Genomic DNA, 22,378 nt, shown 5'->3' with positions numbered 1-22,378 from the left:
TGGGCGACCAATACCGCGTGCAGCTGACTCCGAGCGGCGCCCTCACGTAGTGCCGCCTCCCGCACGGATCAGCGCGGCGATCGACGCCACCGTCGGCCTGCGGACGACCTGCCGAAGCGACAGGTGGTCGTGCCCCTTGGCACGCAACACGTTGACGAGCCGCGCCAGGAGCAGTGAGTGCCCACCAGCTGCGAAGAACTCATCGTCCGGCCGTGGCCAACCGTGCCCCACCACCTCCCGCCACGTCTTCGCGACCAGTAGCTCCTCGGGGTCGTAGTCGTTCGGTGACGCCTCGGGGAAAGAGGTGACGGCGTCAAGCAAGGCTTGCCTGTCCACCTTGCCAGTCACGGTCGTGGGGAACAGGGGCAGAACTGTCACTGACGCGGGGACCATCGGCCCGGGAAGCGTGGCGCGCAGCTCGGCGAGCACCGCGTTCGCCTCGGCGTTCCCCGTGATGAAGGCCCGCAGTGAGGGTTCGACGCCACTTCGGTCCAGCACAACCACGGTGTCCCGAACCCCGTCGGCCCGTTGAGCGGCCCGTTCGATCTCCCGCAGGTCGATCCGCCACCCGTTGAGCTTGATCTGGCTGTCCCGTCGACCGGCGATGCGCAGGGTGCCCGCATCGTCGAGATACCCGAGGTCGCCGGTGCGGTATGCGGCAAATTCCGTTCCGCCGACCGACAGTGCCACGAAGGGGGAAGCTCCTTCATGGCCGTTCAGATAGCCGTTGGCCAAGCCGGGTCCCGTGATCACCACCTCGCCGAGCACCCCAGGCGGCAAAACTTCACCTGACGCGTCGACGATGGCCAGGCGCGCTCCGGCGACCGGTCGGCCGACGTGGATGCCGGCACCGGGCTCGATCCGGCCCGCCGTTGCCGTTGCCGTGGTCTCGGTCGGGCCGTACAGGTTCCAGATGTCGGCCCTGGGGAACCGCTGCCAGATTCGGCGCGTGAGCTCCTCGTCGAGGGCCTCACCGCCCAGCAGGAACCGGCTGATGCGCAGTGTGGTGGTCCCGCTGGCTAGCGGGCTGTCCGCAGTGCCGCTGTCGTCGAGCAGGGCCGAGATATAGCTCGGCACGCAGTTGAGCGTGATCGGCCGGTGCTCCGCGGCCAGTTCCGCGCGGACGGCTGAGAGATCGAGCCGATCGGCTGCCAGAAGCCAGACGCACCCGCCTCGGTGCAGAACGCCAAGGGTCTGCTTCAGACTTGCGTCGAAGACAGGGCTGGACAGGACGGGTATCTGTGCGCCGTCGTCCAGCAGATCATCGGACGCCCAGGTCAGATAGTTGTCCAGACTGTGCCGGCTGATGGCGACGAGCTTCGGCACTCCAGTCGACCCCGAGGTGCGCAGGAGATATGCCGGCGCGGCGTCGTCGACGACAGCGGGCTCGCCGAGATCGGCCGAGTCGTCATCGACCACATCGGCCATCGTGATTGCCCGGCAGCCTTGCGGGAGAGGCACGCTGGGGGCGCCCACGCCTGTCAGGACGACGGCGGCCTGTGCCTTCTCGAGGGCATCGGTCAAGCGCGCGGGGGGTTCCTGGGGGGACAACGGCAGGAAGGCCGCACCTCGCCAGAGGGCCGCCATCTTGGCGGCGAGCATGTCGAACTCGTGCTCGGCCAGGATGGCGACGACAGGACCGTCTTCCATGGCTGGGAGTGCCGCAGACAGTGCGGCTACCCGGGCTCCCAACTGGCGGTAAGTCCAACTCCGCTCACCCTGTCGGCATGCTGGCGCGGTGGGCGTGTTGCGAACCCGGTTTAGGAGTGTGTCGACCAGCCGCCTGACGGAAGAGGTGCGCTGGCGCGAAGCGAGCCCGCGCGCCACTGACTCGGCCTCGCCGAGAGGGAGCAGGCGGAAGGAACCGAGCGGCTCGGCAGGTCGGCTGACGAGGTCTTCCAACAGGCCGGACCAGAGGCTGAGCAGCGCCTGCGCCCGCGCCCGGCCGATCTCCTCGACGCATTCGATGTGCAGTCGCCACGTCGATCCGGAGATACGCAGCGAGAAGGCGGCTTCTCCGTCGACCGGGTATGACCAGGAGTCCAGGAACCAGCCTTTGGGCATCTCGGGGACACCGGCTTGCTCGAACACCAGAGCAGGTCGGGGGCTGTCGGCCGACAGCGCAGGTCCGCCGAGCATGTCCGTTGCGTCTTGACGTTCCTGGAGCCGACCCGACAGCACGGTGGCCGCCGATCCGGTCAGGTCGAGCTTCCAGCCCGCCGGGACGGTCTGAGTGAGGGGACCGATGAGGTCTGGCAGGCCCATCAGCTCCCGGGCATCGCACCTGAGTCCCAGTGCCTGCGGGTCGAGACCGAGCCTCCGAACGACCGTGTCCAGGGCCAGATAGGCAACCTCCTCCACCGTGCAACCGACGTCAGCGGCCAGGGCGAGCAGCCGCTCGACCTGGTCTTGCGGCATGGTCCGAGCGATCGACACGGCGCCTTCATCGGTGTCTGCGTCCACGCCTGGCACAGCGTCCGTGAGACTCAGCTCCCGAGTCCCGGCAGGCCGGCGGCGAGCGGCCCAGTAGTTCTCCTCATCCTGGAGTTGGCCTTCGCGGAGCATGGCGCAGTGCTCCTGTGCGACTGCCAGGAAGTCCAGGTGCGGCCCGCGGGCCGCGTTCGAACCGTCGAGGTTGCGGTCGATCTCGGCGAGGAGAAGGGTCATGGAACCGGTGTCGGCGAAGAGGGTGTCGCAGGACACGGTCAGCAAAGGGCCGTCCCAGTCGCTCTCGATCGTCACGCTCAAGGTGCCGGCCATCATGTGGAGGCTGCCCTCTTCAGAGGTGTGCCAGGATCCGGCGCCGGCGCTGCGTTGTCGGGGTACCCGCAGCCCGGCCATCAGCACGCGGTCGGCGGTGAGCACGGGAGCCGCCGCCACGGCGGACGTCAGGGCATCCCGTAGCGCGGTGGCCGAGGCGGCGGGTACACGCACCCGGAGGGTCAGGCGACGCTCCCCCGCGCTCAGCGATGACCGCTGGAGCGGGCTGAGTTCGATCGGGTCCGGCTCTGCTGCCACGGCAGGTGCTGAGGTCTCGGTGATCGTCATGCCCGGACTCCCTGGGTGCTCGCGTAAGACTCCGCAATCTTCAGCAGGATGCGGCGAGGACCGCTGAAGGCGCGGCGGCCATGGGCAGCGAGCATGTTGTCGACGACGAGCACGTCGCCTTCCTGCCAGTCGAACTGAACCGTGTGCCGCTCGACGATGTCGTTGACCGCGGAGATCGTCTTCGCGTCGATCTCGGACCCGTCACCCCAGAAGACGTTGTTGGGCCACAGACGGTCGTCGGTGTCATCGGGTGCGGTCGACAGTGCCTCGCGGATTCCGCTGTCCATGAGGGAGACATGGAAGCCGTGCGCGTAGTTGAACCACACCTCGTCGCCGGTCACCGGATGGCGGGCGATCGCCGGGCGGCGTTCGTACGTGCGCAGCCGGTCGTCGTCGCCCCACTCCACACGGCGCCCCTCGGTGCGGCAGAGCTCCTCGACCTCTTCACGGCTCTCGGTCTCGTACGAGCGCTGCCAGGTGCGGTTGTAACCGTAGCCGCGGACGTAGAGCAGCTCACGTTCCCTGAACCGTTCCCGGATGTCCTCGGGAATCGCTTCCATGAGCGCGCGGTTGTCGGTGAGCGGTGTCTGCCCGCGGTCCTGGGGTTCGATGTCGCATTGGAAGAAGACCAGCATCGGCCAGTCGTTGGAGTAGCAGAACTCGCTGTGCTGCCGGATCTCGAGCTCTTCCGGGTATTCGCTTGCCGTGTAGGTCGTCTCGCCGACCCGGCTACGGATGGCAGCACCACCCTGGTATTCGACCAGTTCTCCACTGAAAGCGTCGACGATTGCGTTGAAATCGGGTCGCACGGGAGAACGGAACAGCAAGGCCCCATGCCGGTGCAGGTCGTCCCGCAGTTCCTTCCGGTGCTCTCGCACCCACGTCACCAGGTCGACATCGGCGTCCGCCTCGAAGGCCAAAGGGAGTTGCTCATCGTTGTAGGTGGTGCGTCGCACCAGCTCAGGGGCGACGGCCTCGCCGACGGCTCCGGATTCGAGCCGGGAAAACTTGCCGATAGGCACTGCTGTGACTCCTTCATGGATGAATCTGTGATTCCGCGCGCGCTCCACGCTGAACAACCGCCGACAAGGCGGGAGGTGGATACGGCGTTCGCGTCCGCAGGCTTCCGGTGACTGAACCGGTGTTCGCGTCTGCAGGCTTCGAGCGAAAGGTCCAGCGCGTCTGCTGATTCGTCTGCTGTTCCGACTGTGCCCCGGGGCGTCGGACGCTGTCACGACTTCGCGCTGGCCGCACCATGCCACTGCAGCGGAATGCCAACCGTCATCGCTCCAGCGATCACGACCACTGGGTTACGGTCACCGCGGCGAACGGGATTTCACCTCGGACTCACCGGTGGCACAAGCCTGACACGGCCCGCGGAGCCATCGCCGCGAGTCCGCCCTCTCGCACCCCATGACCGTCACCGCGCACTGTCTGCTGCCCGCTCTGCCGGCAGCCACTTCCGGAGGATTGTTCATGATGGACACCACCCACCTGACCGCCACCTCTCCTCCCCGAGCGGCCGTCGACCCGGCCGAGGTGCACGACAGGCTCTCCGAGCACCTTCTGGTGGACGGATTTCCGATCGTCCTCGACGTGGAGCGGAGCCATGGAAGCTGGCTGGTCGACGCTACGAACGGCGAGGCCTACCTCGATCTGTACACGTTCTTCGCTTCCAGCCCTCTGGGGCTCAATCCGCCCGATGTGGTGGATGACCAGGAGTTCATGGACCGGCTCGCCCGAGTGGGCGCCAACAAGCCCGCCAACTGCGACACGTACACGACTCACCTGGTGGAGTTCGTGGAGACGTTCAAGCGGGTCCTCGGTGACCCGGAGCTGCCCCATCTGTTCTTCGTCGAGGGCGGGGCCTTGGCCGTGGAGAATGCGCTCAAGTGCGCTTTCGACTGGAAGAGCCGGCACAACGAGGCACACGGCCGCTCCGCCTCGCTCGGCCGCAAGGCGCTCCATCTGAGGAAGGCCTTCCACGGCCGGAGTGGCTACACCCTTTCGCTGACCAATACCGACCCGGTCAAGACTGACCGGTTCCCCATGTTCGACTGGCCGCGCATCGATGTTCCCGCGATGCGTTTCCCGGTGGCCGAGCACCTAGCAGAGATCGAGGAGGCGGAGCGGCGTTCGCTCGCCCAGGCTGAAGCCGCCTTCCTCGCACACCCGCACGACATCGCCTGTTTCATCGCGGAGCCCATTCAGGGCGAGGGCGGAGACAACCACCTACGGGCGGAGTACTTGCAGGCCATGCAGGAGTTGTGCCACCGCCACGATGCCCTGTTCATCGTGGACGAGGTGCAGACGGGGGTCGGTATCACCGGCACCGCCTGGGCTTACCAGCAGCTGGGGCTCGAACCGGATGTGGTTGCCTTCTCCAAGAAAGTGCAGGTCGGCGGCATCATAGCCGGACGGCGCGTCGACGAGGTGCCGGACAACGTCTTCACCGTCAGCGGCCGCATCAGCTCGACCTGGGGCGGTGGACTGGTCGACATGGTCCGGTCAGCCCGGCTCCTTGATGTGATCGAGCGGGATCGGCTGATCCCCCGCGCTTCCCGAACGGGGGCCCATTTCCTGGGTGGCCTCTGCGAGTTGGCGCGGCAGCACCCTGGCCTGGTCGACAATGTGCGGGGCCGGGGGCTGCTGTGCGCCTTCGACCTGCCCAGCGAGGAGCTGCGCGACGAGGTGGTCCGCCGGATGCGCACCGAGGAGCGCGTCCTGATGCTGCCCTGCGGGGATCGGGCCGTACGGGTACGCCCCGCCTTGACCATATCGGTCGAGGAACTCGACCTTTCACTGTCCGCCCTCGACCGTGTCCTCGGTCGCGTCAGGCAGCAGGAGCAGGCCGGCGAGACAGGCGCGCCGGGCAGTTCCGCGGGCGGGGTGGCCACCGGCGAGGTGCGCTCGTGAGCACCCTCTCCTCGGTCGTCGGCGGCGGCGCGCTGCCCAGTCGGCACACGGTAGGTTCATGGAATTCCTACAACCCGTCCCGAGTCGATGAGGTTGTGGCCGAAGTGGAACTCGTGGACGCGGAGGGATTTGCCGCCGCGTGCGCGTCCGCCCGCACCGGCCAGCGGGCCTGGGCCGATGTGCCTGCTCCTGTACGAGGGCGAGTGATCGCCGCCATGGGGCGACTGGTGGAGGCCAACGCCGAGCGACTCGCTGCCCTGGTGACGCAGGAGATCGGCAAACCGTACACTGAGGCGCTGGGTGAGGTCCGGGAGATCGTCGACACCTGCGACTTCTTCCTGGGTGAGGGCCGCCGTCTCTACGGGCAGACCGTGCCCAGCGAAATGCCCGACAAGCAGCTTTTCACCTTCCGTGAGCCGCTCGGCGTGGTCGCTGTCATCACTGCTGGCAACTTCCCTGTCGCAGTTCCCTCTTGGTACATCATTCCAGCACTGCTCTGCGGGAACGCCGTGGTGTGGAAGCCGGCCGAGTACGCCGCCGCCAGCGCCGCGGCCCTGTACGACCTGCTGAGCCGGGCTGGCCTTCCGGAGGGCGTGCTCAACATCGTCCACGCCGACGGTGAGGAGACCAATCTGGGTCTGGAACAGGCGCTGGAGGCGGGGGCCGTCGACAAGATCGGCTTCACCGGGTCGACCGCAGTGGGGCGCGCCATCGGTGCTCTGGCGGGACGTCATGTGCAGTCCCCGTGCCTGGAGCTTGGGGGTAAGAATCCGCTGGTGGTGGCCGCGGACGCCGACTTGGACCTCGCGGTTCAGGGCGCGTTGTTCTCCGGGTTCGGGTCGGCCGGGCAACGCTGCACCTCGCTGGGCAGCGTCATCGTCCACGAATCGGTGCATGACGAGTTCCTCGCGAGGTTCACCGCGGCGGTCGAGTCGGCTGTGATCGGCGACCCGACCCGGCCGGTGCTCTACGGGCCGCTGCTCGACCAGCGCTTCGCCGACCGTTTCGAGGAGTACCTGGGCTGGATCGGCCCGCACCACACGGTGCACGGTTCGAGCGCGCTCGGCCGCATCACGGCCGACCACCCCCGGAAGGGCTTCGTCGGCGATCCGGGCACGGGCCTGTACTACCACCCCACTGTGGTCTCCGGGGTCCGGCCGGACGACCGTCTCTTCCTTGAGGAGACCTTCGGCCCCCTGGTGAGCGTGGTTTCCTTCAGGCAGCTGGACGATGCGGTGGTTCTTGCCAATGCGTCCGGCTACGGGCTCTCTGCCGCGATCTACACAAATGACGCCGCGACCGCCTTCTCGTTCCGCCGCCGGGTACGTGCGGGAATGATCAGTGTGAACAACTCGACCTCGGGCGCCGAGGCCCACCTGCCGTTCGGCGGCAACGGCCGCTCGGGCAACGGCTCCCGGCAGTCGGGCATCTGGGTCCTGGACCAGTTCACCCGGTGGCAGTCCCTGAACTGGGACTACTCCGGACAGTTGCAGCGGGCTCAGATGGATGTCGCCGAGACGACACCAGATCTGGACTTCCGACTTTCTTGAGTCGTCACCGCGAAATGGCCGGCGGGCCCCACCTCACAAGGTGGGGCCCGCCGGCCATTTCGCGGTGCAGATCAAGCGCATCAATCCGTCCGGCGTGCGCTGCAGCCCGGGAGCCAGGCCCCGCTCACATTGAGCAGATCAGCCTGGCAGGTCTCCAACCACCACTCACCGGGCGGCTCTGCGACCGAGACTACGGACTCCAAAACGCTGCGCGTCTGTTGGACGGCGGGCTCCAGTGCGTTCGCGACGACGAAAACAATCCCGTCGAAGCCCCCACGAACCGGCTGCAGGTAGACGTGCTCGACTCCGGGCAACAGGTCGGTGGCGAAGCGGCGCGCAAGCGCGTCTGCGCCTGCCAGCCCGGCCGCACCCGATGGCTCGGCGGTGGAACGCAGACGGATGAGGATGGAGTACACACCCTGAGGGTGACATTCAGGCGCTGCCGCTCACGACAGTTTGGCGTGGCGCTCTCCTGTCACGGCAGAGGGATGCCACGGGCCCGGCAGGCGCCGGATCCGTTCACAGCCATCCACGTCGGGCAGCCTCGTAGCCCGCTTCGAAGCGGCATCGGGCGTCGAGCTTCTGCATCAGGCTTGCCAGCATCCGTCGGGCGGTGCGGACCGACACACCGAGCTGCCGGGAAATCGCCTCGTCGGTGAGACCAGACCGGAGGGAAATGAGCAGCCGCCTCTCCTGAGACGTCACCTCCCTGTATCGGGCGGTGCGCTCGCCGAAGGGCTCGGCGCCGTCCCAGACGGTCTCGAACAGTGCGCTCAGGGCCGCGACGACGCCAGGTGCCGCCATCATGAACGCGCCTCGTCGGTCGTCCTGCGGGTCGATCGGGACCATGGCCGACCGCCCGTCGCACAGGACCATCCGGATCGGCAAGGAGGGGCAGACCCGGACGTCCGCTCCGGCCTCCAGCAGCCAGTCGGCGTATTCCCGTGTGAGGCGATCGTTGCGGGCGCTGTGCAGCAGGACGACCCGCACCCGTACCCCGCGCGCCAGGCACCGCTCGTCCCGCTGCCGCACGGCGGCGAGCGCTGAGAAACTGTGAGCGCCGCCCGGCAGAAACGAAAGGATTTCCGTCTCTGCCTGTTCCGACAGTTCCACCATCCGCTGCCGTTCTTCGTCGAGGCCTTCAAGCCGCTCGACAGAACCATGCAGCGCATGGGCCACCGACCACTGCGACGTGAGCCTGGCCGCTTCCTCCCGGATACGCGCGAACCGGGCATGCTGCTCGTTGAGTTCTGCCTCCTGGCGGGCTAGCAGGGCAGACAGGCCGACGGAGGGATTCACCAGACGCAACTTTCCCGGCTGCTCCTCGGAGGGACGCAGTAGCGACAACTGGGCCAACTTGTCGAGGGATTCCCGCACATCTGACTGTTCCACTCCAAGGTGGGCGGCGATGTCCGAGGCCTTCCAGCCCTGCTGCGTGATCAGGGCCTCGTAAACCCCGCTCGTCCGCTCATCGAGTCCCAGTACCTCGAGCATCACCGCTCCTGACTCCCTGGCTGTTCCTTCCCCTCAGCTTGCCCCTGCCGTAGTGCCAACGGACTGCTTCTCCTGGCGTCATAAACGTGCACTTCACCATCCTGAGGCGGCGACAGCAGGGAAGATCAACCGTCAAAATGCGGCATTCCGGACGTATCCATTTCTCCGCCGCCCTGCTGCTCCGGTCATCCGGTGCAGGAGTCGACGGTGTCGGCAGAAGCTGCCTGCATAGCGCCCACCGAGGTGGAAGGGCGAGATCACGGTGTGCACTGGACGGTTTCGTACGTGGCCCGCCCGGAGGGCCGACATGTCCCGCACGCGGGGCACGATGAAGCGCTGGGCGACCATCGGACACGCCTCGGACACCGACTCAGCGAGGACCTGCCGCCAAACGTCCCCGCTCGTCTGCCGCTCGGGTTGCGCTCCAGGTGGACGGTGAGGTGCGCGCGGTGCCCCTCGGGCAGCACGACCTGGCGTTCGCCGACGACCACCGGTGTAAAACACTCGGGCCAGATCGAAGTCATTGCCTCGGGGGCCCCGCAGCCTTCCGTCGTGGATGGACACGTCGCGTAGACCGGCCTGGTGGGCCGGCAGTGAGTGTTTGTGGAGCTTCTACACTTCGTCGCCGAAGACCGCATCGGGGTAGCACTCATGGGGTTGGTTGATGCCGATCACGGCCGTCCGAGGCGGAAGGCTGCAGCCTGTGGGCTCGCACCCTGAGCGGCCGCCGGACCGCCGAGGTGCGCTCCGACCGCCGCAGCCATCGCACCCGCCCGGCCCAGCACGCTGTCCATATCGATCTCGCAGACCTGCCGGCCGTCGATGCTCAGCACGACATCCACATGCGCCGCGTCGGTCCAGCGCTCGATCCCCGGGGTATGGGGGAGCAGTCGGCCGGTGGTCGACTCCGACCAGGGCAGCGAGCCGCTCGGCGTTTCCCGAGCAGCGTCGGAGCGTTTCCTCTCGGATCAGTTGAAGCAGCCGTTCAATGTCCGCTGCGAGGGCCTGTGTACGGGATCGGTCAGCCAGTAGGGGGCTGCCCGGCATCCAGCCTTGGCTGTCCGCGAAGGGGTGGCCTCGCATGGCGTCGGCCAGGTTCTCCGCTTCCGTGCTTGTCTCCTCCAGCGCCCGGCCCAGAGGTGGGCACGTCGTGCAGGCTCTGTGTCATCGCGGGCCCCGAATGCGGGCGCCACCGGTCAGGCCCCGAGCGCGCTCGACCCTGCGGCGCAGTGCCTCTTGGCCGGGCGACGATGCGGTGCGGCCCTGTGGTGCCTGCTCCGTGGCGCCCAGCCGCTCGGCCAGGCTCCGCACAGTCGAACACTCGAACATCATGGTGCTGCGCACGGTCCGGCCAAGCCTTCGGGAGAGCCGGCCGGCGACAGTGAGCACCGCCATGGAGTCACCACCCAGCGCGAAGAAGTCGTCGTCCGGTCCGATGCACCGGCGATCCAGCACCAGCTCCCATTCCTCCGCGATGATGCGTTGCAGCTCTGTCGTGGGCCGCGCCGCGGCGGAGTTCAGCTCGTCCGCTTCCTGCGCTGCGGTGATGACGGCCGCATGATCGACCTTGCCGTTCGGCGTGAGTGGAAGTGTGTCGAGAACGACGATGCGAGCGGGGACTAGGTAACCGGGCAACCTTGCCTGCATCCAGCTCCGCAGCTGCGCCGAGTTGGTGGTCGCCCTCGTGGAACCCCATTCCACTCCCGCGAGCAGCCGCCGGCCACCGGCGGGATCATCCGCTGCCAGAGCCACCGCACGCCGCACGTCGGGATGCGCCATGAGCGCGTGCTCGACCTCTCCCAGCTCCACCCGGAAGCCCCGGATCTTGACCTGTCCGTCCGCGCGGCCCAGATACTCGATCGCGCCATCCGGCAGCAGTCGTCCCATGTCACCGGTGCGGTAGAGACGGCTGCCGGGCTGTCCGGGATGATTCAGGAACCGGGCAGCCGTCAGTTCGGGGTCGTTCAGGTACCCCACGGCCAGTCCGCTTCCGCCGACCACGATCTCGCCCACGGCTCCGACGGGCAGCGGCTGCAGCCAGTCGTCCATCACCTGTGCGGTGGAGCCGCTGATCGACGGCCCGACGGGGATGGAGCGGAGGGTGGATGGGTCCCGGTCGAGTCGATAGCAGCAGGAGTACGTGGTGTTCTCTGTCGGCCCATATCCGTTCATCAGGATCCCGCGCGGAACATGGCGCTCCGCTTCCGTGAACAGCCCGGGTGGCACCGCCTCTCCACCCACCAGGAGGTGCCGCATCCCGGCGAGGTGCCCGGGCGACGTCTCCAGCATCCGGGCGAAGAGGGTGACGGGGAAGAACCCGACCGTTACACCCTCCCTGGCGACCGCAGCGCACAGCCTGTCCGGGTCCGCGAGGTCCGCCGGGTCGGGAACGACGATGGAACCGCCGTTCACCAGGGACCCCCAGACCTCCATCGCGGCAACGTCGAACGAGGAGTTGACCACCAGCATGGTGCGGTCCTCGGGCCCCATCGGCAGCGTGGAGCTGCCGTGAACCATTCGCACTACGCCGCGGTGAGGAACGCCGACCAGCTTGGGGATACCGCTGGTGCCGGACGTCGGCATCACGTAGAGAAGATCGTCCGGGCCGGGCGTGGCTGCCGCGGGGATGTCCGAGGGTTCGGCCGGGCGGTCGAGCAGGACAGTGCCGACCGAAGTGGGCAGATCGATCCCGTTCAGCAGATCCGAGCGGCTCACCACGACTGCGGCGTGGGACCGCTCGGCCAGCTGGGTCAGCCGGGTACGGGCATGGTCGGGCGCCAGCGGCAGGTAGCAGGAGCCGACCCGGGCCGCAGCGATCAGCGCAGCGACAAGATCCGGCGACTTGTCTAGCACGACCACGACCGGCCGGCTTTGGTCTGCCCGGCCCCCTATCTCCGCCGCGATGGCGTCCGCCCGCCGAGCCAACTCGGCATAGCTGACCGTCTCGCCCGCGTGGCGGACAGCCGGTGCGGTCGGCCGCTCGGCCAGTTGCCGGTCGAAGAGTTCCAGCACCGTGGTGTCGTCGGACGATGTGCCCGGCACGGGCCGGGCGGCGGCGTCCAGAAGCCTTCCCTCAGCCGCCCCGACCGCCGGGAGCAGCCGTATCTCGGTGTCCGGCGCAGCGGCAAGAGCGGTGAGGAATTCCTCAAAGCCCTCCGTCAAGCGCTGTCGCTCTCCTTCGAGGAAGCTGCTGTCGTCGCACACCCAGCGCAGCCGCAGCCCGTCCCGCTCGTCGACGAAGACGGCGAGATCGTAGACGGCGTTCAGCGGCACGTCCTGCCACTGGGAGAAGACGAGGTCACCGGCGGTCTGGGACTGTTGAGCCCTAATCTCCTGAGCGAGGATGATCCTGGCCGGTGCGGCAACGCCGGTACCTCGTGCGGCGGGCAGGTCCTTCACCATCTCCTCGAACGGCAGGGCGGCGTGAGTGAAGACCTGGTGGGCTCGTGCGGCCAGTGAGCTGAGGTACGTGCTGAACGGCAGCATGTCGTCGACACGGTCGGTAAAGGGCACCAGGTTGACGAAGTAGCCCAAGGTGTCATGCGCGTCTACGGCGTCGCGGCTCGAGTGCGCGACGGAGACGGTGTTCTCCGGACCGAGCGCGCGGCGGTGTAGAAACGCTTTGAACGCCGCTAGGACGGCGGTGAAAAACGTCGTTCCCTCCCGTGTTGCCAGCTTACGCAGTCCCGAGGCCACCTCGGCGGGAACGGCCATGGCGGAACTAGTGGTCCGGCGCTGGTCCGGCGCTGCGCGGGTGAGTGGCTCGGGAAGAGTCATCTGGCCGCTGAAAGCGCCCAGCTCCGCTGCCCAGAAGTCGCGTGAGGGCCGACTCTCGGTGCTGGTGAGCCAGCCCCACTGTGCTATGGCAGCGGGTCCGGGTGCCGTCCCGCCCGGGAGGGGGCGAGCCAGCTGCGCGTCGCCATAGGCGCGTACCAGTTCGGCGTCGAAGATCTCGGCCGACCAGCCGTCGAAGATCATGTGGTCCGCGATGACGACCAGGACCGAGAACTCCGGGGCGCACAGTAGTTCGGCGTCCCAGGCCTGCACGGTGACGTCGAGGCGGCGCCCGCGCAGCTGTTCGAGCCGTGCGTTGACTTCAGCCGAAGACCCCACCCTGCGCAGGGACCACGGCGCGCTGGTCGAGGCGCCTACGTGCTGGCGCAGGCGGCCTGCCTCATCGGTGCGGAATACGGTACGTAGGGCCGAGTGGCGATCCGTCACCGACTGAAGGGCCTCGCGCAGCCGTTCCGTGTCCAGCGGTCCGTCCAACCGGACGGCATGCAACACAGTCGTGTCGGAGCAGTGGGGGTTGAACTCTCTCCAGGCCCATAGCCCCTGCTGGGACGCAGCAGCGGGGAAGACATCCCGGACGTCTTCCCGCCCCGGCTGCGCCGACTCCTCGACGCACCGCTCCGCCAGGGCGCGTACGGTGCGAGTACCCAGGATGTCGGCGACCGAGACTACTAGCCCCTCGGCACGCAGGCGTGCGACGATCCGGATCGCCGCCAATGACGAGCCGCCGCACTGCTGGAAGTCGTCCGTGACGCCTAGCCACGGCAGATCGAGCACTTCGCGCCAGACCTCGGCCAGCAGCTGTTCACGCGGGTTCGCCGGATCGATCTTGTCGCCTGCCTCTGTCGGCCGTTCCGAGGCCAAGGCAATCAATGCCGAATGGTCCACCTTCCCATTGGCGGTCAGGGGCAGGGCCTTCACGGACAGCAGTCGATGGGGAACCATGAAGGCCGGCAGTCGCTCCTCTAGCCAGCGGCGCAGTCCGGTGCTGTCCGTCTCCGTTTCGCTGCTGCCGGGGAACCGCTCAGCGGCGCCCCACAGACGCCGTCCTGACGGGTACTCCTCCGTGAACACCACGGCCCGTCGGATCCCCGGGTGGGCGGCGAGCGCGGCTTCCACGTCACCGGTTTCGACGCGGAATCCGCCGATCTTGACCTGGTTGTCCCGGCGACCGGTGAACTCCAGCGCTCCGTTCGGCAGTTGGCGGGCGTGATCTCCCGTACGGTAGGCGCGGCGGCCGTTGATCGGGTTCACGATGAAGGAGTCCTGGGTGAGCTCCGGGGCACCGACGTAACCTCGAGCCACGCCTGCGCCCGACACCACCACTTCACCCACGTCGCCCGGCTCCACGAGGGCGAGGTCCGGGTCCAGGAGGTGGACCTCCGTTCCCGGCAGCGCCCGCCCGATCGGGGTACGCCGCCAGGGAGCGTCGACTTCGCCCTTGTCGAACAGATGGAGTGTCGCGACGACGGTCGTCTCAGTCGGGCCGTAGCCGTTGACGACGCGCAATCCGGGCACGGCCTCGGCCAGCTGCCCCAGCAGTTCCTGAGGCAGCGGTTCGACCCCGACCAAGACCCGGTCGAGCACCGGCTCGGCCTCAGTCGGTGACGTCCGCCGCGCAGCCGCCTCGACGACTCCCGGGAGCAGCCCCGGCGGAATGTAGGCGCTGGTCACTCCGGCACGGCAGATGGCGCGCCAGACCTGGTCCGGGTCAGCGAGGAGGTCGTCATGGGGAACGTACAGGGTGCCGCCCGTACCCAGAGTCCCGAAGATCTCCCAGACGGATACGTCGAAGGAGGTTCCCGCGATGAGCGTCCCCACGTTGCGTTCCCGCGTGGGGGCCACGTTCTCGTATCCACGCAGCATGTTGAGCACCGAGCCGTGCTCGATCTCGACACCCTTGGGTCGTCCGGTGGAACCGGAGGTGAACATCACGTACGCGAGGTTTGACGCCGCGACCGGGAACGGCTCGACGTACTGCCCTTCCGTAGCGACATCTTCGAACCTCAGCACGGGCAGGTCGCCTGGGATCCCCTCCACTTCGTCGGTGCCCGGGTCCGTCAGCAGCACTGCCTTGGGGGCGAGGTCCTCGAACATCATCCGCCTGCGAGCAGCCGGCAGGGCTGGGTCGATCACACAGTAGGCGCCGCCCGCATGCAGCACTCCGACCAGCCCGAGAACCGTCCGGGCGCTGCGCCCGCCCACAACCGCCACCGCGTCCTCGTCGCCGAGGCCGAGCGCGCGCAGAGCCATGGCGACGGCTGCGGACACTGCTCGTAGGTCGTCGTAGGTCCAGCTGCCCGAGGCGTCCTGCAATGCAATACGCTCAGGGTGACGCCGTGCCTCGTCCATGACGGCAACGGCCAGGGTCTCACTGTTCAAACTCATCGCGTTACGCCTTCGGTGTGCGGAGTGCGGGTGGTGACGACCTCGGCCGGTTCTGGTGCCGGCACGGGTACGGGAGGGAGCACGGACCGGGTGAAGCGGTCGGTGAAGCGAGCGCGGCCAACGGCCTTTGCAAGTGCTGGTGTCCCGACCTCGGATGCGGATCCGTGCTCCGCCAGTGTGTTGAGGAGCCACGCGACGCGCTGAACGAAGCGTTCGACGGTCTGCGGCCGGTAGTGATCTGCCGGGTAGAGCACCTGGAAGGCCAGACCGGTCGGACCGGGAAAGAATTCGACGCTCAGCGTGTACTTGACTCGCGACTGTGTGGGAAGTTCCAGGGCTTTCGCCTTGAGGGGGCCGGCAGGGTGGCTCTGAGCCTGTCCGTCAAACATGGTGGCCATGACGGCGAAGAGCGGATTCTGCGCGCCACGCCCGCCGAGACCGGAGGACCGGACAACTTCCTGGTAAGGCAGATCACTGTGGTCGAGGGCCGACAAGAACGCGTCGCGCACCGCGTCGAGAGACGCTCCCCATGTGCCGTCACCCTCCTTCGGGAGAGGGCGCAAGCGCAGAACAACAGGGTCGACGAACATGCCGACGAGGTGTTCGAGACCGGGCTGGTTGCGGTTGGCCAGGTTCGTTCCCAGCACTACTTCGTCCCGTCGGCACCATTCGGCCAGCGCGATGGTCAGGGCGGTGAGCGCCAGCGTGTACAGCGTGGTGTTCTCCTGCTGGGCCACCCGCCTGAGCCTGGCAAGCACGTCGGGTGCGAGTGTGTGGCGTGCCTCCCTCGCCGCACCCGGTTCGGCTGAGGGATCCACGAGGTCGGCTGGGGGCGCGACGGGTTCGATGTCCTGCGTGACGGATTGCCAGTACGCCACCTGCCGGTGGTATTCGTCCGAATGATGGAACGCCTGCTCGGCTTCTACGAAGTCGCCGTAGGAGGCACCAAGCTGCGAGGGGAGCGCGCCGGGGCCACCCACGATCAGTGCTGCCAGATCGGTGCGGATCAGCTCGACCGACCATGCATCCACGGCGATGTGGTGGCACACCAGTAGCACCCGAGTGTCGCCGAGGGGGGAACCAGCGACCAGCACCCGCATGGATGCTCGTGTGAGGTCGAACGGCCGTCGGATGAAAGCGCCGGCGCGGTCGAGGAATTCGGTCTCGCACTCCTCTTCGGTCATTCCGGTCAGGACGATGGACTCCACGGGCACCTGGTCCGGTGCTGTGATGCGCCGCTCCGGTGCCCCGGCGGCGTCTATGTCGTAGGACGTCCGCAGCGCAGTGTGTCGCTCCACCAGCGCGCGGACTGCAGTCACCACCCGGTTCGGCTCCGTGTCGGTGTACCGCCAGCCGAACGGAACGTTGTAATTGACCTCTTCCGGATCGAGCTGCCACAAGTACCAAAGTCGTTGCTGCACACTGGCCAGCTCACGTGTTACGTCCGGCTTCTGCGATGCCGCATCCAACCTCGCCGTACGCTCCGGTGCTTCCCGTAGGCAAACACTCTCCATCTCCCGTACCGACTGGGCGCGGATGAGGGAAGCCAGCGAGATGTCGACGTCGAGTGACGCCCGCAACCGCGCGGCGATCTGCATCATTTGCAGGGAGTCGGCTCCCAGCCTGTTCAGGCTGTGGTCCAGGCTCTCGGGTGCCCGGCCGAGCACCGCCTCGACGGTGTTCAGGATGATGCGGAGCGCGTCGCTCGACGAGCCTTCGTCGGCGGCTTCGGCATTCCGGGATACGCGGGCAAGAGTGCCGAGCACCTCTGCTCGCCGGTCCTCCGTGGTGTTGACCGCCGCGACGATCACGGGAGCTGTAGCGCGCAGGGCCCGGCGGAGGAGCCACCCGCCGTCCTCGCCGCCCAGAGCGTCGGCTGTGGTGCTCAGGTCCTCGTGCCAGCCGTCCCAGCAGATGCTGGTCCACGGCACACCCGTGTTCGCCCGTTCCCGCACGGCCAACGCGTCGAGGTAGGCGTTGGCACTGACATAGGGCGCGAAACTCAGCGCACCCAGAACGGTGGAGATCGACGAAAACTGCACGACGAAGTCACAGGACTGGTCCCGCAGGACCTTCGCAAGGGTCGCGGCGCCGCGGACCTTGGCCTCGGCCACTTCCGAGGATGGAGTCTCGGCAAGCTCCTCCAGTAGCGGGAATTCGCCCGTGTCGGTATGGCCCGCCAGGTGAAAGACGCCGTCCACCCGCCCGAACTCATCGGTGAGATCGGTCATTACGGCACGCAGCGCCCACTCGTTCGTGACATCGACCTGGAGGGTACGAATGGTGCATCCTCGACGCGCGGCGGCATCCAGCATGGCCTGGCGGCCCGCGTCCAGGGGCCGATGCGGGTGCCGTCCGGCCAGGAAGACGGTTGCCGCGGCTTCCCTGCTGATCGCGTCGGCCACCACCGCGCCGAGCCGCCCTGTGCCACCGAGCACCAGGTATGTACCGCCGTCCTTGAGCGGAGACCGTGCGTCCAGGGACGCCGGAGCGTAATGCGCCGTGAAACGAGTGCCCGATCGATAGGCCACGTCACGCGAGTCGGGATCGGCCAGCTCGCCGACGATCGCGGAGGCCTCCAGATCTGCTTTGGCATTGTCCAGATCGCACAGTTGGGTACGGAGGCCAGGCACGTCGTGCGGAGCACACCGGACCAGGCCGAGTACGGCTGCCGCTCCGACATCAGGTACCTCGTGAGGAGCCACTGCCATCAACCGTCGGGTGACGACAAGCAGTCGCCGCGCAGCCGGCCCACGCGCCAGCAGTGCCCTGGTGGGACTCCACAGGCCGCGCTCCAGCCAGGCGTCGAGTTCCGCGGCGCTGGACGGATCGATCCCTGCCTCGGGCTCACACTCGGCGTGCGTCAGATCCAGTACGGCGTCGGCCGGTCCACGGTCGGCCATGGTGAGTACCGATACACCCGCCTGGGCCAGCTTCGTGGTCACAGCGTCGGCCAGGCGGCTACCGCGAGTGATCACCGCGACCCGCGAGGGGAGGTCCGTGAGATCTGACGTCCTGGTGTTCGCTTGGGTCCGGCTCCGGGGGGAGACCCGCCATCGCGGTGCGTCGATACTCATCGGGCGGAGACGGTCAGCCCCGGCCGCCGGTTCCGGCGCCCTGTCCGGCTGGTGGCTCCAGAAGCGGGTGCTGCGGTCGAAGACATGGCCAGGAAGGGGGGCGAAGGGTTCCTCGGTGGTGCCGTTGAACTCGTCCCAGTCCAGATCCACGCCGTCCTGCCACAGAGCGCCCAGTGTTTCGGCGAGGCCCGTGAATCCGGCCCTTCCGTCGCTCCCCGCCACGCTCAACGCCAAAGGCTCACGAGATGCGTTTCGAAGTGTCAGCCCCGTGAGCGCTGTCCCGGGACCGACTTCGACGTAGCGTCGGCGTCCGGAGTCCAGCAAGGTGCCCAGGGCGGTCCTGAGCTGAATCGGTTCCCTCAGCTGTCGGACCCAGTACTGCGGGTCGGTAGCCTCCTCGGGCCTGAGCCAGGCGCCCGTCAGTGTGGAGACGATGGGTGACTCCGGTGGGTGGGGCGCTGCCTGCCGGACGGCCTCCCGGAACGGGTCAATGATCTCGTCCATGAGTGGCGAGTGAAAGGCGATAGTGCCAGGCAGCCGTCGGCAGCGATGCCCTCGCTCGGACAGAGCGCGCTCGGCGAGGGAAATCGCGTGCTCTGTACCGGCGAGCACGATTCTGTCGGGTGCGTTGTCCGCAGCGAGGGACAGTTCGGGCCCCAGGACGTCGACCACGTCTGCGACTGCGCAGTCCACGGCGCACATGGCTCCGGAGACGGTGGTGCGCATCAGGCGGTCCCGTTCCTGCAGGAGCCTCATCAGGCTTCCCCGCTCGAATACGCCGGCCAGGTGTGCTGCGGCGAACTCGCCGAGACTGCTGCCCACCACTGCATCTGTCTGCAGCCCCAGTTGTGCCAGCAGCCGGGCGTAAGCGATCTCGACGGCCACGTATGCGGGCTGGTAAGGGTTGCCGCTCGGCGCCTCGGTCGGCTCCGCGTGCCCGATCGGCCCGTTGAGGCCGGACATCAGCTGAGCAGCGGTCAAGTTCAGTTCCGCCGCACAGCTGTCGATCTCGGCGCGGAAGACCGGGAAGCGTGCGTAGAGGTCCCCCACCTCGGCTGCCTGCCGACCGGCCTGACCAGGGAAGGCCAAGACCAGCAGGCCATCGGCCCCCGCTCGTTCGCTTGGTTCCCCGGCCGGTGGGAGCTCGCGCAGGGCGACGGCCGCGTCGGTGGAGGAACGCGCGAGTACGGTCGTGCGGACGTGGGAGGCTGCGCGGCCGGTGCCTGCGAGTGTGTGAGCGACGGTGCCGATCCGCAGGGCACTGTCGTGCTCCAGCCGGGTCGCCAGAGCACGCGCGCGGCGGCCGAGCGCGGGAGCATCGTGTGCGCTCAGAGCGAGCACTACGGGACGGGACTCGTCCTGCTCCTCGTCCTCGGACTCAGTCGGTTCATGACGTTCGACGATCGCGTGAGCGTTCGTGCCACCGACACCGAAGGAGCTCACGGCGGCACGGCGTACACGCTCCGGCCATGGTTCAGCGGCCAGAGGGACCCTGAAGGGGGATGCCGCGAGGTCCAATTCCGTGTTGGGTTCTCGGAAACCTGCCAGGGGAGGGCGGATGCCGTCCCGCACAGCGCACACGACCTTGATCAAGCCGGCTACTCCCGCGGCCCTGTCGAGGTGTCCGAAGTTTGCTTTGAGCGATCCGAGGGCCGCGAAGCCGGTGGCGTCGGTGAAGAGTTCATAGGCACGGCTCGCGGCTTCGATCTCGATCGGGTCACCGAGTCGGGTACCGGTGCCGTGCGCCTCGTAGTAGCCGATGCTCTCGGCGTCGACCTGGGCCAGGGCCAGTGCCGTCGCGACGGCCTCCGACTGCCCCCGCACCGTGGGTGCCATGAAACTGCTCTTCGACCGGCCGTCGTTGTTCGTGGCGGTAGCGCGGATCACCGCGTGGATGGGCCGCCGCTGGGCGATCGCGTCCTCCAGCCGCTGAAGCACCACGACACCCGCGCCGTTCGACGGCACCGTGCCGTTGCTGTGGGCGTCGAAGGGGCGGCATCGGCCGTCAGGAGAAGAAATCATTCCTTCTTCATAGGCATATCCGGAATGCTGATCCGGGTCGAACGAGACCCCGCCAGCCAGGGCAATGTCGCAGAGCCCTGACCGAAGGTTCTGCGCTGCGAGATGCACCGCCACCAGTGACGATGAACAGCCCGCCTGAACCGATATCGCTTCTCCGCGGAGATCGAGGAGATAGGCGACGCGAGTCGCAAGAAATTCAGAACTGTTCCCGATGAGGTGCTGATAGCGCTCGTTCTCCGAGCCGTTCCCACCAGCCGGGCGGTACCGGCTCGGCGCCGAGGCGGCGTAGACCGAGATGACTTCTTCGGTCCGCCCCGGTACGACAGCCGCCGATTCCAGCGCTTGCCAGCTGAGTTCGAGAAAGATCCGATTCTGTGGGTCCAGGATCTCGGCTTCGGCCGGGGATACTCCGAAGAAGGCGGCGTCGAACGCGTCGGCGTCCTCCAGCAACCCCACCACGGGCACACGCCCCGGGTCCTCCTGGCCGGCGTCCCAACGAGTCAGGCAGTCGTCACCACCGATGCAGTGCGCCCAGAACTCGTCCACATCGGCTGACTGTGGAAACCGGCCAGCCATTCCCACCACAGCTATGGAAATTCCGTTGTCCGGCGTTGCGTTCATCTCCAACGTCACTCCTGACCAGTGGACCCGGACTCAAAAGCGCAGCAAGCCCTCAGGGCTCTCAGCTGAGCAGAATCGGTGGTCTCTCATCCGTACAGTTCATGCCCTTCCACCCTGCAGTACGGGCCGGACGCCAGACAGCGAGGCAAGCGTCAGCAACATGCACGGACCAGAACCGGAAGGATCAGCAATCAGGGATAATCCACTCCGATGCGGCACAAGTTCGCGCTCGATGGACGTCGGGGAAGGACAGCGGGAGTGTCCGACCGCAACAGCCCCTGCCGCGACCGGCGCCAGGATGCGCTTAACGCCCTGTGCCAACCGGCGCAACCACGCGGACGAGCCGCTACTGATCTTTTCGTAAGTTCGGTGGGTGTGCTGGGTGGATGGTCAGGCCGGTGTGGGTGAGAAAGGACCATGGCAGTTGTGGGTTGTGGTTGATGCGGTGGATGCCTTGTTCGGTGGCGTCGGCGACATCGGCGAGGTGGTCGCCGGCGAGGTTGGCCAGTTCACGCTTCTTGAGCGAGGACCACAGCAGTTCCACCGGGTTCAGCTCGGGAGCGTAGGCGGGTAATCGCTCCAGAGTGATCCAGTCCTGCTCGGCAGCCCAAGCCCGCATCGCCCGGCTCCAATGGGCCGACAGGCCGTCCCAGACCAGGACCACTCGCTCGCCGCGGTAGAACACCTTCATCTGCTCCAGGACCTCGATGAGCCCGGCGGTGTCGTAGCTTCCGGGCTTGAGGTGGAAGCACAGGCGGGCCCCGCGATCGGGGTCGGTGGAGTGGTAACCCAGGGCTCCGGCCATCGACGCCCGTTTCCAGTTCAGGCGGTGCCGCAGCAGCGGGGTCCGGCCACGGGGTGCGTAGGTGCGGCGGATCTGAGGCAGTAGGGAGACACCTGATTCGTCGAGGAAGACGATCCAGGCACGTGTGTTCACGGCCCCTTTTTGATGCGCGGCCACTCGTGCGCGATCCAGCGGGCGATCTCCGACTCGTCCCGCTCGACCGCCCGCCGCTCGGGCCGCTGCAGGCTCCATCCGAGCCGGCCGGTCAGCAGCCGCCACACCGACGCCCTCGACAACACCACCCCCGTTGCCCGGGTGACGACCGTGCCGACTCGTTCCAGCGTCCACAGGTCGGCCTCGAAACCATGAGCCTGGGCACCTTGCTCCAACGCGGCCCGGACCCTCTCGACCTGGGTGTCGTCCAGCTTGGGCGGGCGTCCGGTGGCCGCACGCCGCCGCAGGGCCGAAGCACCGCCTTGCTCCCACACCCGACGCCAGCGCCGCACACTCTCGCTACACACCCCTACGGCCCTCGCGATCTCCGCGTTCGAGACGCCGTCCTCGAACAACTCGACTGCCCGAACACGCCGTGCCTCCGCCAACTGCGGCCTTGACAAAGGAGGAAGAGAGGAGCCGGCAGCCGAGGGGGAAGGTCGATAAGCCACCCGGACATCCTTCCACCCACA

General features: G+C 67.6%; 10 protein-coding genes. 2 read left to right on the top strand and 8 right to left on the bottom strand.

The window, feature by feature from the left end; translation table 11 throughout:
• Window positions 1–42: 42 nt before the first annotated feature.
• Both ACE4Q9_RS34515 and ACE4Q9_RS34510 read right to left on the bottom strand, forming a co-directional pair.
• Window positions 43–3,048 carry an AMP-binding protein gene (locus tag ACE4Q9_RS34515; protein ID WP_397988635.1) on the bottom strand — a complete coding sequence of 1,002 codons (3,006 nt, stop codon included), beginning with the start codon at window positions 3,046–3,048 and terminating at the stop codon, window positions 43–45.
• Window positions 3,045–4,070 carry a TauD/TfdA family dioxygenase gene (locus ACE4Q9_RS34510; RefSeq protein ID WP_397988633.1) on the bottom strand — a complete coding sequence of 342 codons (1,026 nt, stop codon included), beginning with the start codon at window positions 4,068–4,070 and terminating at the stop codon, window positions 3,045–3,047. The genes ACE4Q9_RS34515 and ACE4Q9_RS34510 overlap by 4 nt, the downstream gene beginning before the upstream one ends.
• Window positions 4,071–4,524: 454 nt before the next feature.
• On the opposite strand from ACE4Q9_RS34510, the gene lat reads away from it, so the two are divergent.
• Both lat and ACE4Q9_RS34500 read left to right on the top strand, forming a co-directional pair.
• Window positions 4,525–5,964, top strand: a complete 1,440-nt coding sequence (lat, locus tag ACE4Q9_RS34505; RefSeq protein ID WP_397988630.1) for an L-lysine 6-transaminase — start codon at window positions 4,525–4,527, stop codon at window positions 5,962–5,964.
• On the top strand, window positions 5,961–7,514 hold the full coding sequence (locus tag ACE4Q9_RS34500; protein ID WP_397988628.1) for an aldehyde dehydrogenase family protein: 1,554 nt from the start codon (window positions 5,961–5,963) through the stop codon (window positions 7,512–7,514). The genes lat and ACE4Q9_RS34500 overlap by 4 nt, the downstream gene beginning before the upstream one ends.
• 80 nt (window positions 7,515–7,594) lie before the next feature.
• On the opposite strand, the gene ACE4Q9_RS34495 is transcribed toward ACE4Q9_RS34500, so the two are convergent.
• From ACE4Q9_RS34495 to ACE4Q9_RS34470, 6 genes are all read right to left on the bottom strand, one after another.
• On the bottom strand, window positions 7,595–7,930 hold the full coding sequence (locus ACE4Q9_RS34495; protein ID WP_397988626.1) for a hypothetical protein: 336 nt from the start codon (window positions 7,928–7,930) through the stop codon (window positions 7,595–7,597).
• 103 nt (window positions 7,931–8,033) lie between these two features.
• A complete protein-coding gene (locus tag ACE4Q9_RS34490) occupies window positions 8,034–9,008 on the bottom strand; it encodes a helix-turn-helix domain-containing protein (protein ID WP_397988624.1) in 975 nt (324 codons plus the stop codon).
• Window positions 9,009–10,172: 1,164 nt separating this feature from the next.
• Window positions 10,173–15,188 (bottom strand): amino acid adenylation domain-containing protein, encoded by a 5,016-nt coding sequence (locus tag ACE4Q9_RS34485; RefSeq protein ID WP_397988623.1) that lies wholly within the window; start codon window positions 15,186–15,188, stop codon window positions 10,173–10,175.
• On the bottom strand, window positions 15,185–20,908 hold the full coding sequence (locus tag ACE4Q9_RS34480) for an SDR family NAD(P)-dependent oxidoreductase (protein WP_397988620.1): 5,724 nt from the start codon (window positions 20,906–20,908) through the stop codon (window positions 15,185–15,187). Before ACE4Q9_RS34480 ends, ACE4Q9_RS34485 begins: the two co-directional genes overlap by 4 nt.
• 346 nt (window positions 20,909–21,254) lie before the next feature.
• Window positions 21,255–21,845, bottom strand: a complete 591-nt coding sequence (locus ACE4Q9_RS34475) for an IS630 family transposase (protein WP_397982123.1) — start codon at window positions 21,843–21,845, stop codon at window positions 21,255–21,257.
• A complete protein-coding gene (locus tag ACE4Q9_RS34470; protein WP_397982122.1) occupies window positions 21,842–22,357 on the bottom strand; it encodes a winged helix-turn-helix domain-containing protein in 516 nt (171 codons plus the stop codon). Before ACE4Q9_RS34470 ends, ACE4Q9_RS34475 begins: the two co-directional genes overlap by 4 nt.
• Between the last annotated feature and the right edge of the window lie 21 nt (window positions 22,358–22,378).

This window comes from Streptomyces sp. AM6-12 (genome assembly GCF_044327085.1).
Lineage (GTDB): Bacteria > Actinomycetota > Actinomycetes > Streptomycetales > Streptomycetaceae > Streptomyces.
The sequence above is the reverse complement of the archived record's forward strand: the minus strand, read 5'-3'. Positions and strand labels throughout refer to the sequence as shown.

Bases quoted from the DNA above. Each gene is read 5' to 3' on its own strand.
- ACE4Q9_RS34515 (WP_397988635.1), bottom strand. From the start codon at position 3,048: ATGACGATCACCGAGACCTCAGCACCTGCCGTGGCAGCAGAGCCGGAC.
- lat (WP_397988630.1), top strand. From the start codon at position 4,525: ATGATGGACACCACCCACCTGACCGCCACCTCTCCTCCCCGAGCGGCC.
- ACE4Q9_RS34490 (WP_397988624.1), bottom strand. From the start codon at position 9,008: ATGCTCGAGGTACTGGGACTCGATGAGCGGACGAGCGGGGTTTACGAG.
- ACE4Q9_RS34485 (WP_397988623.1), bottom strand. From the start codon at position 15,188: ATGAGTTTGAACAGTGAGACCCTGGCCGTTGCCGTCATGGACGAGGCA.
- ACE4Q9_RS34480 (WP_397988620.1), bottom strand. From the start codon at position 20,908: ATGAACGCAACGCCGGACAACGGAATTTCCATAGCTGTGGTGGGAATG.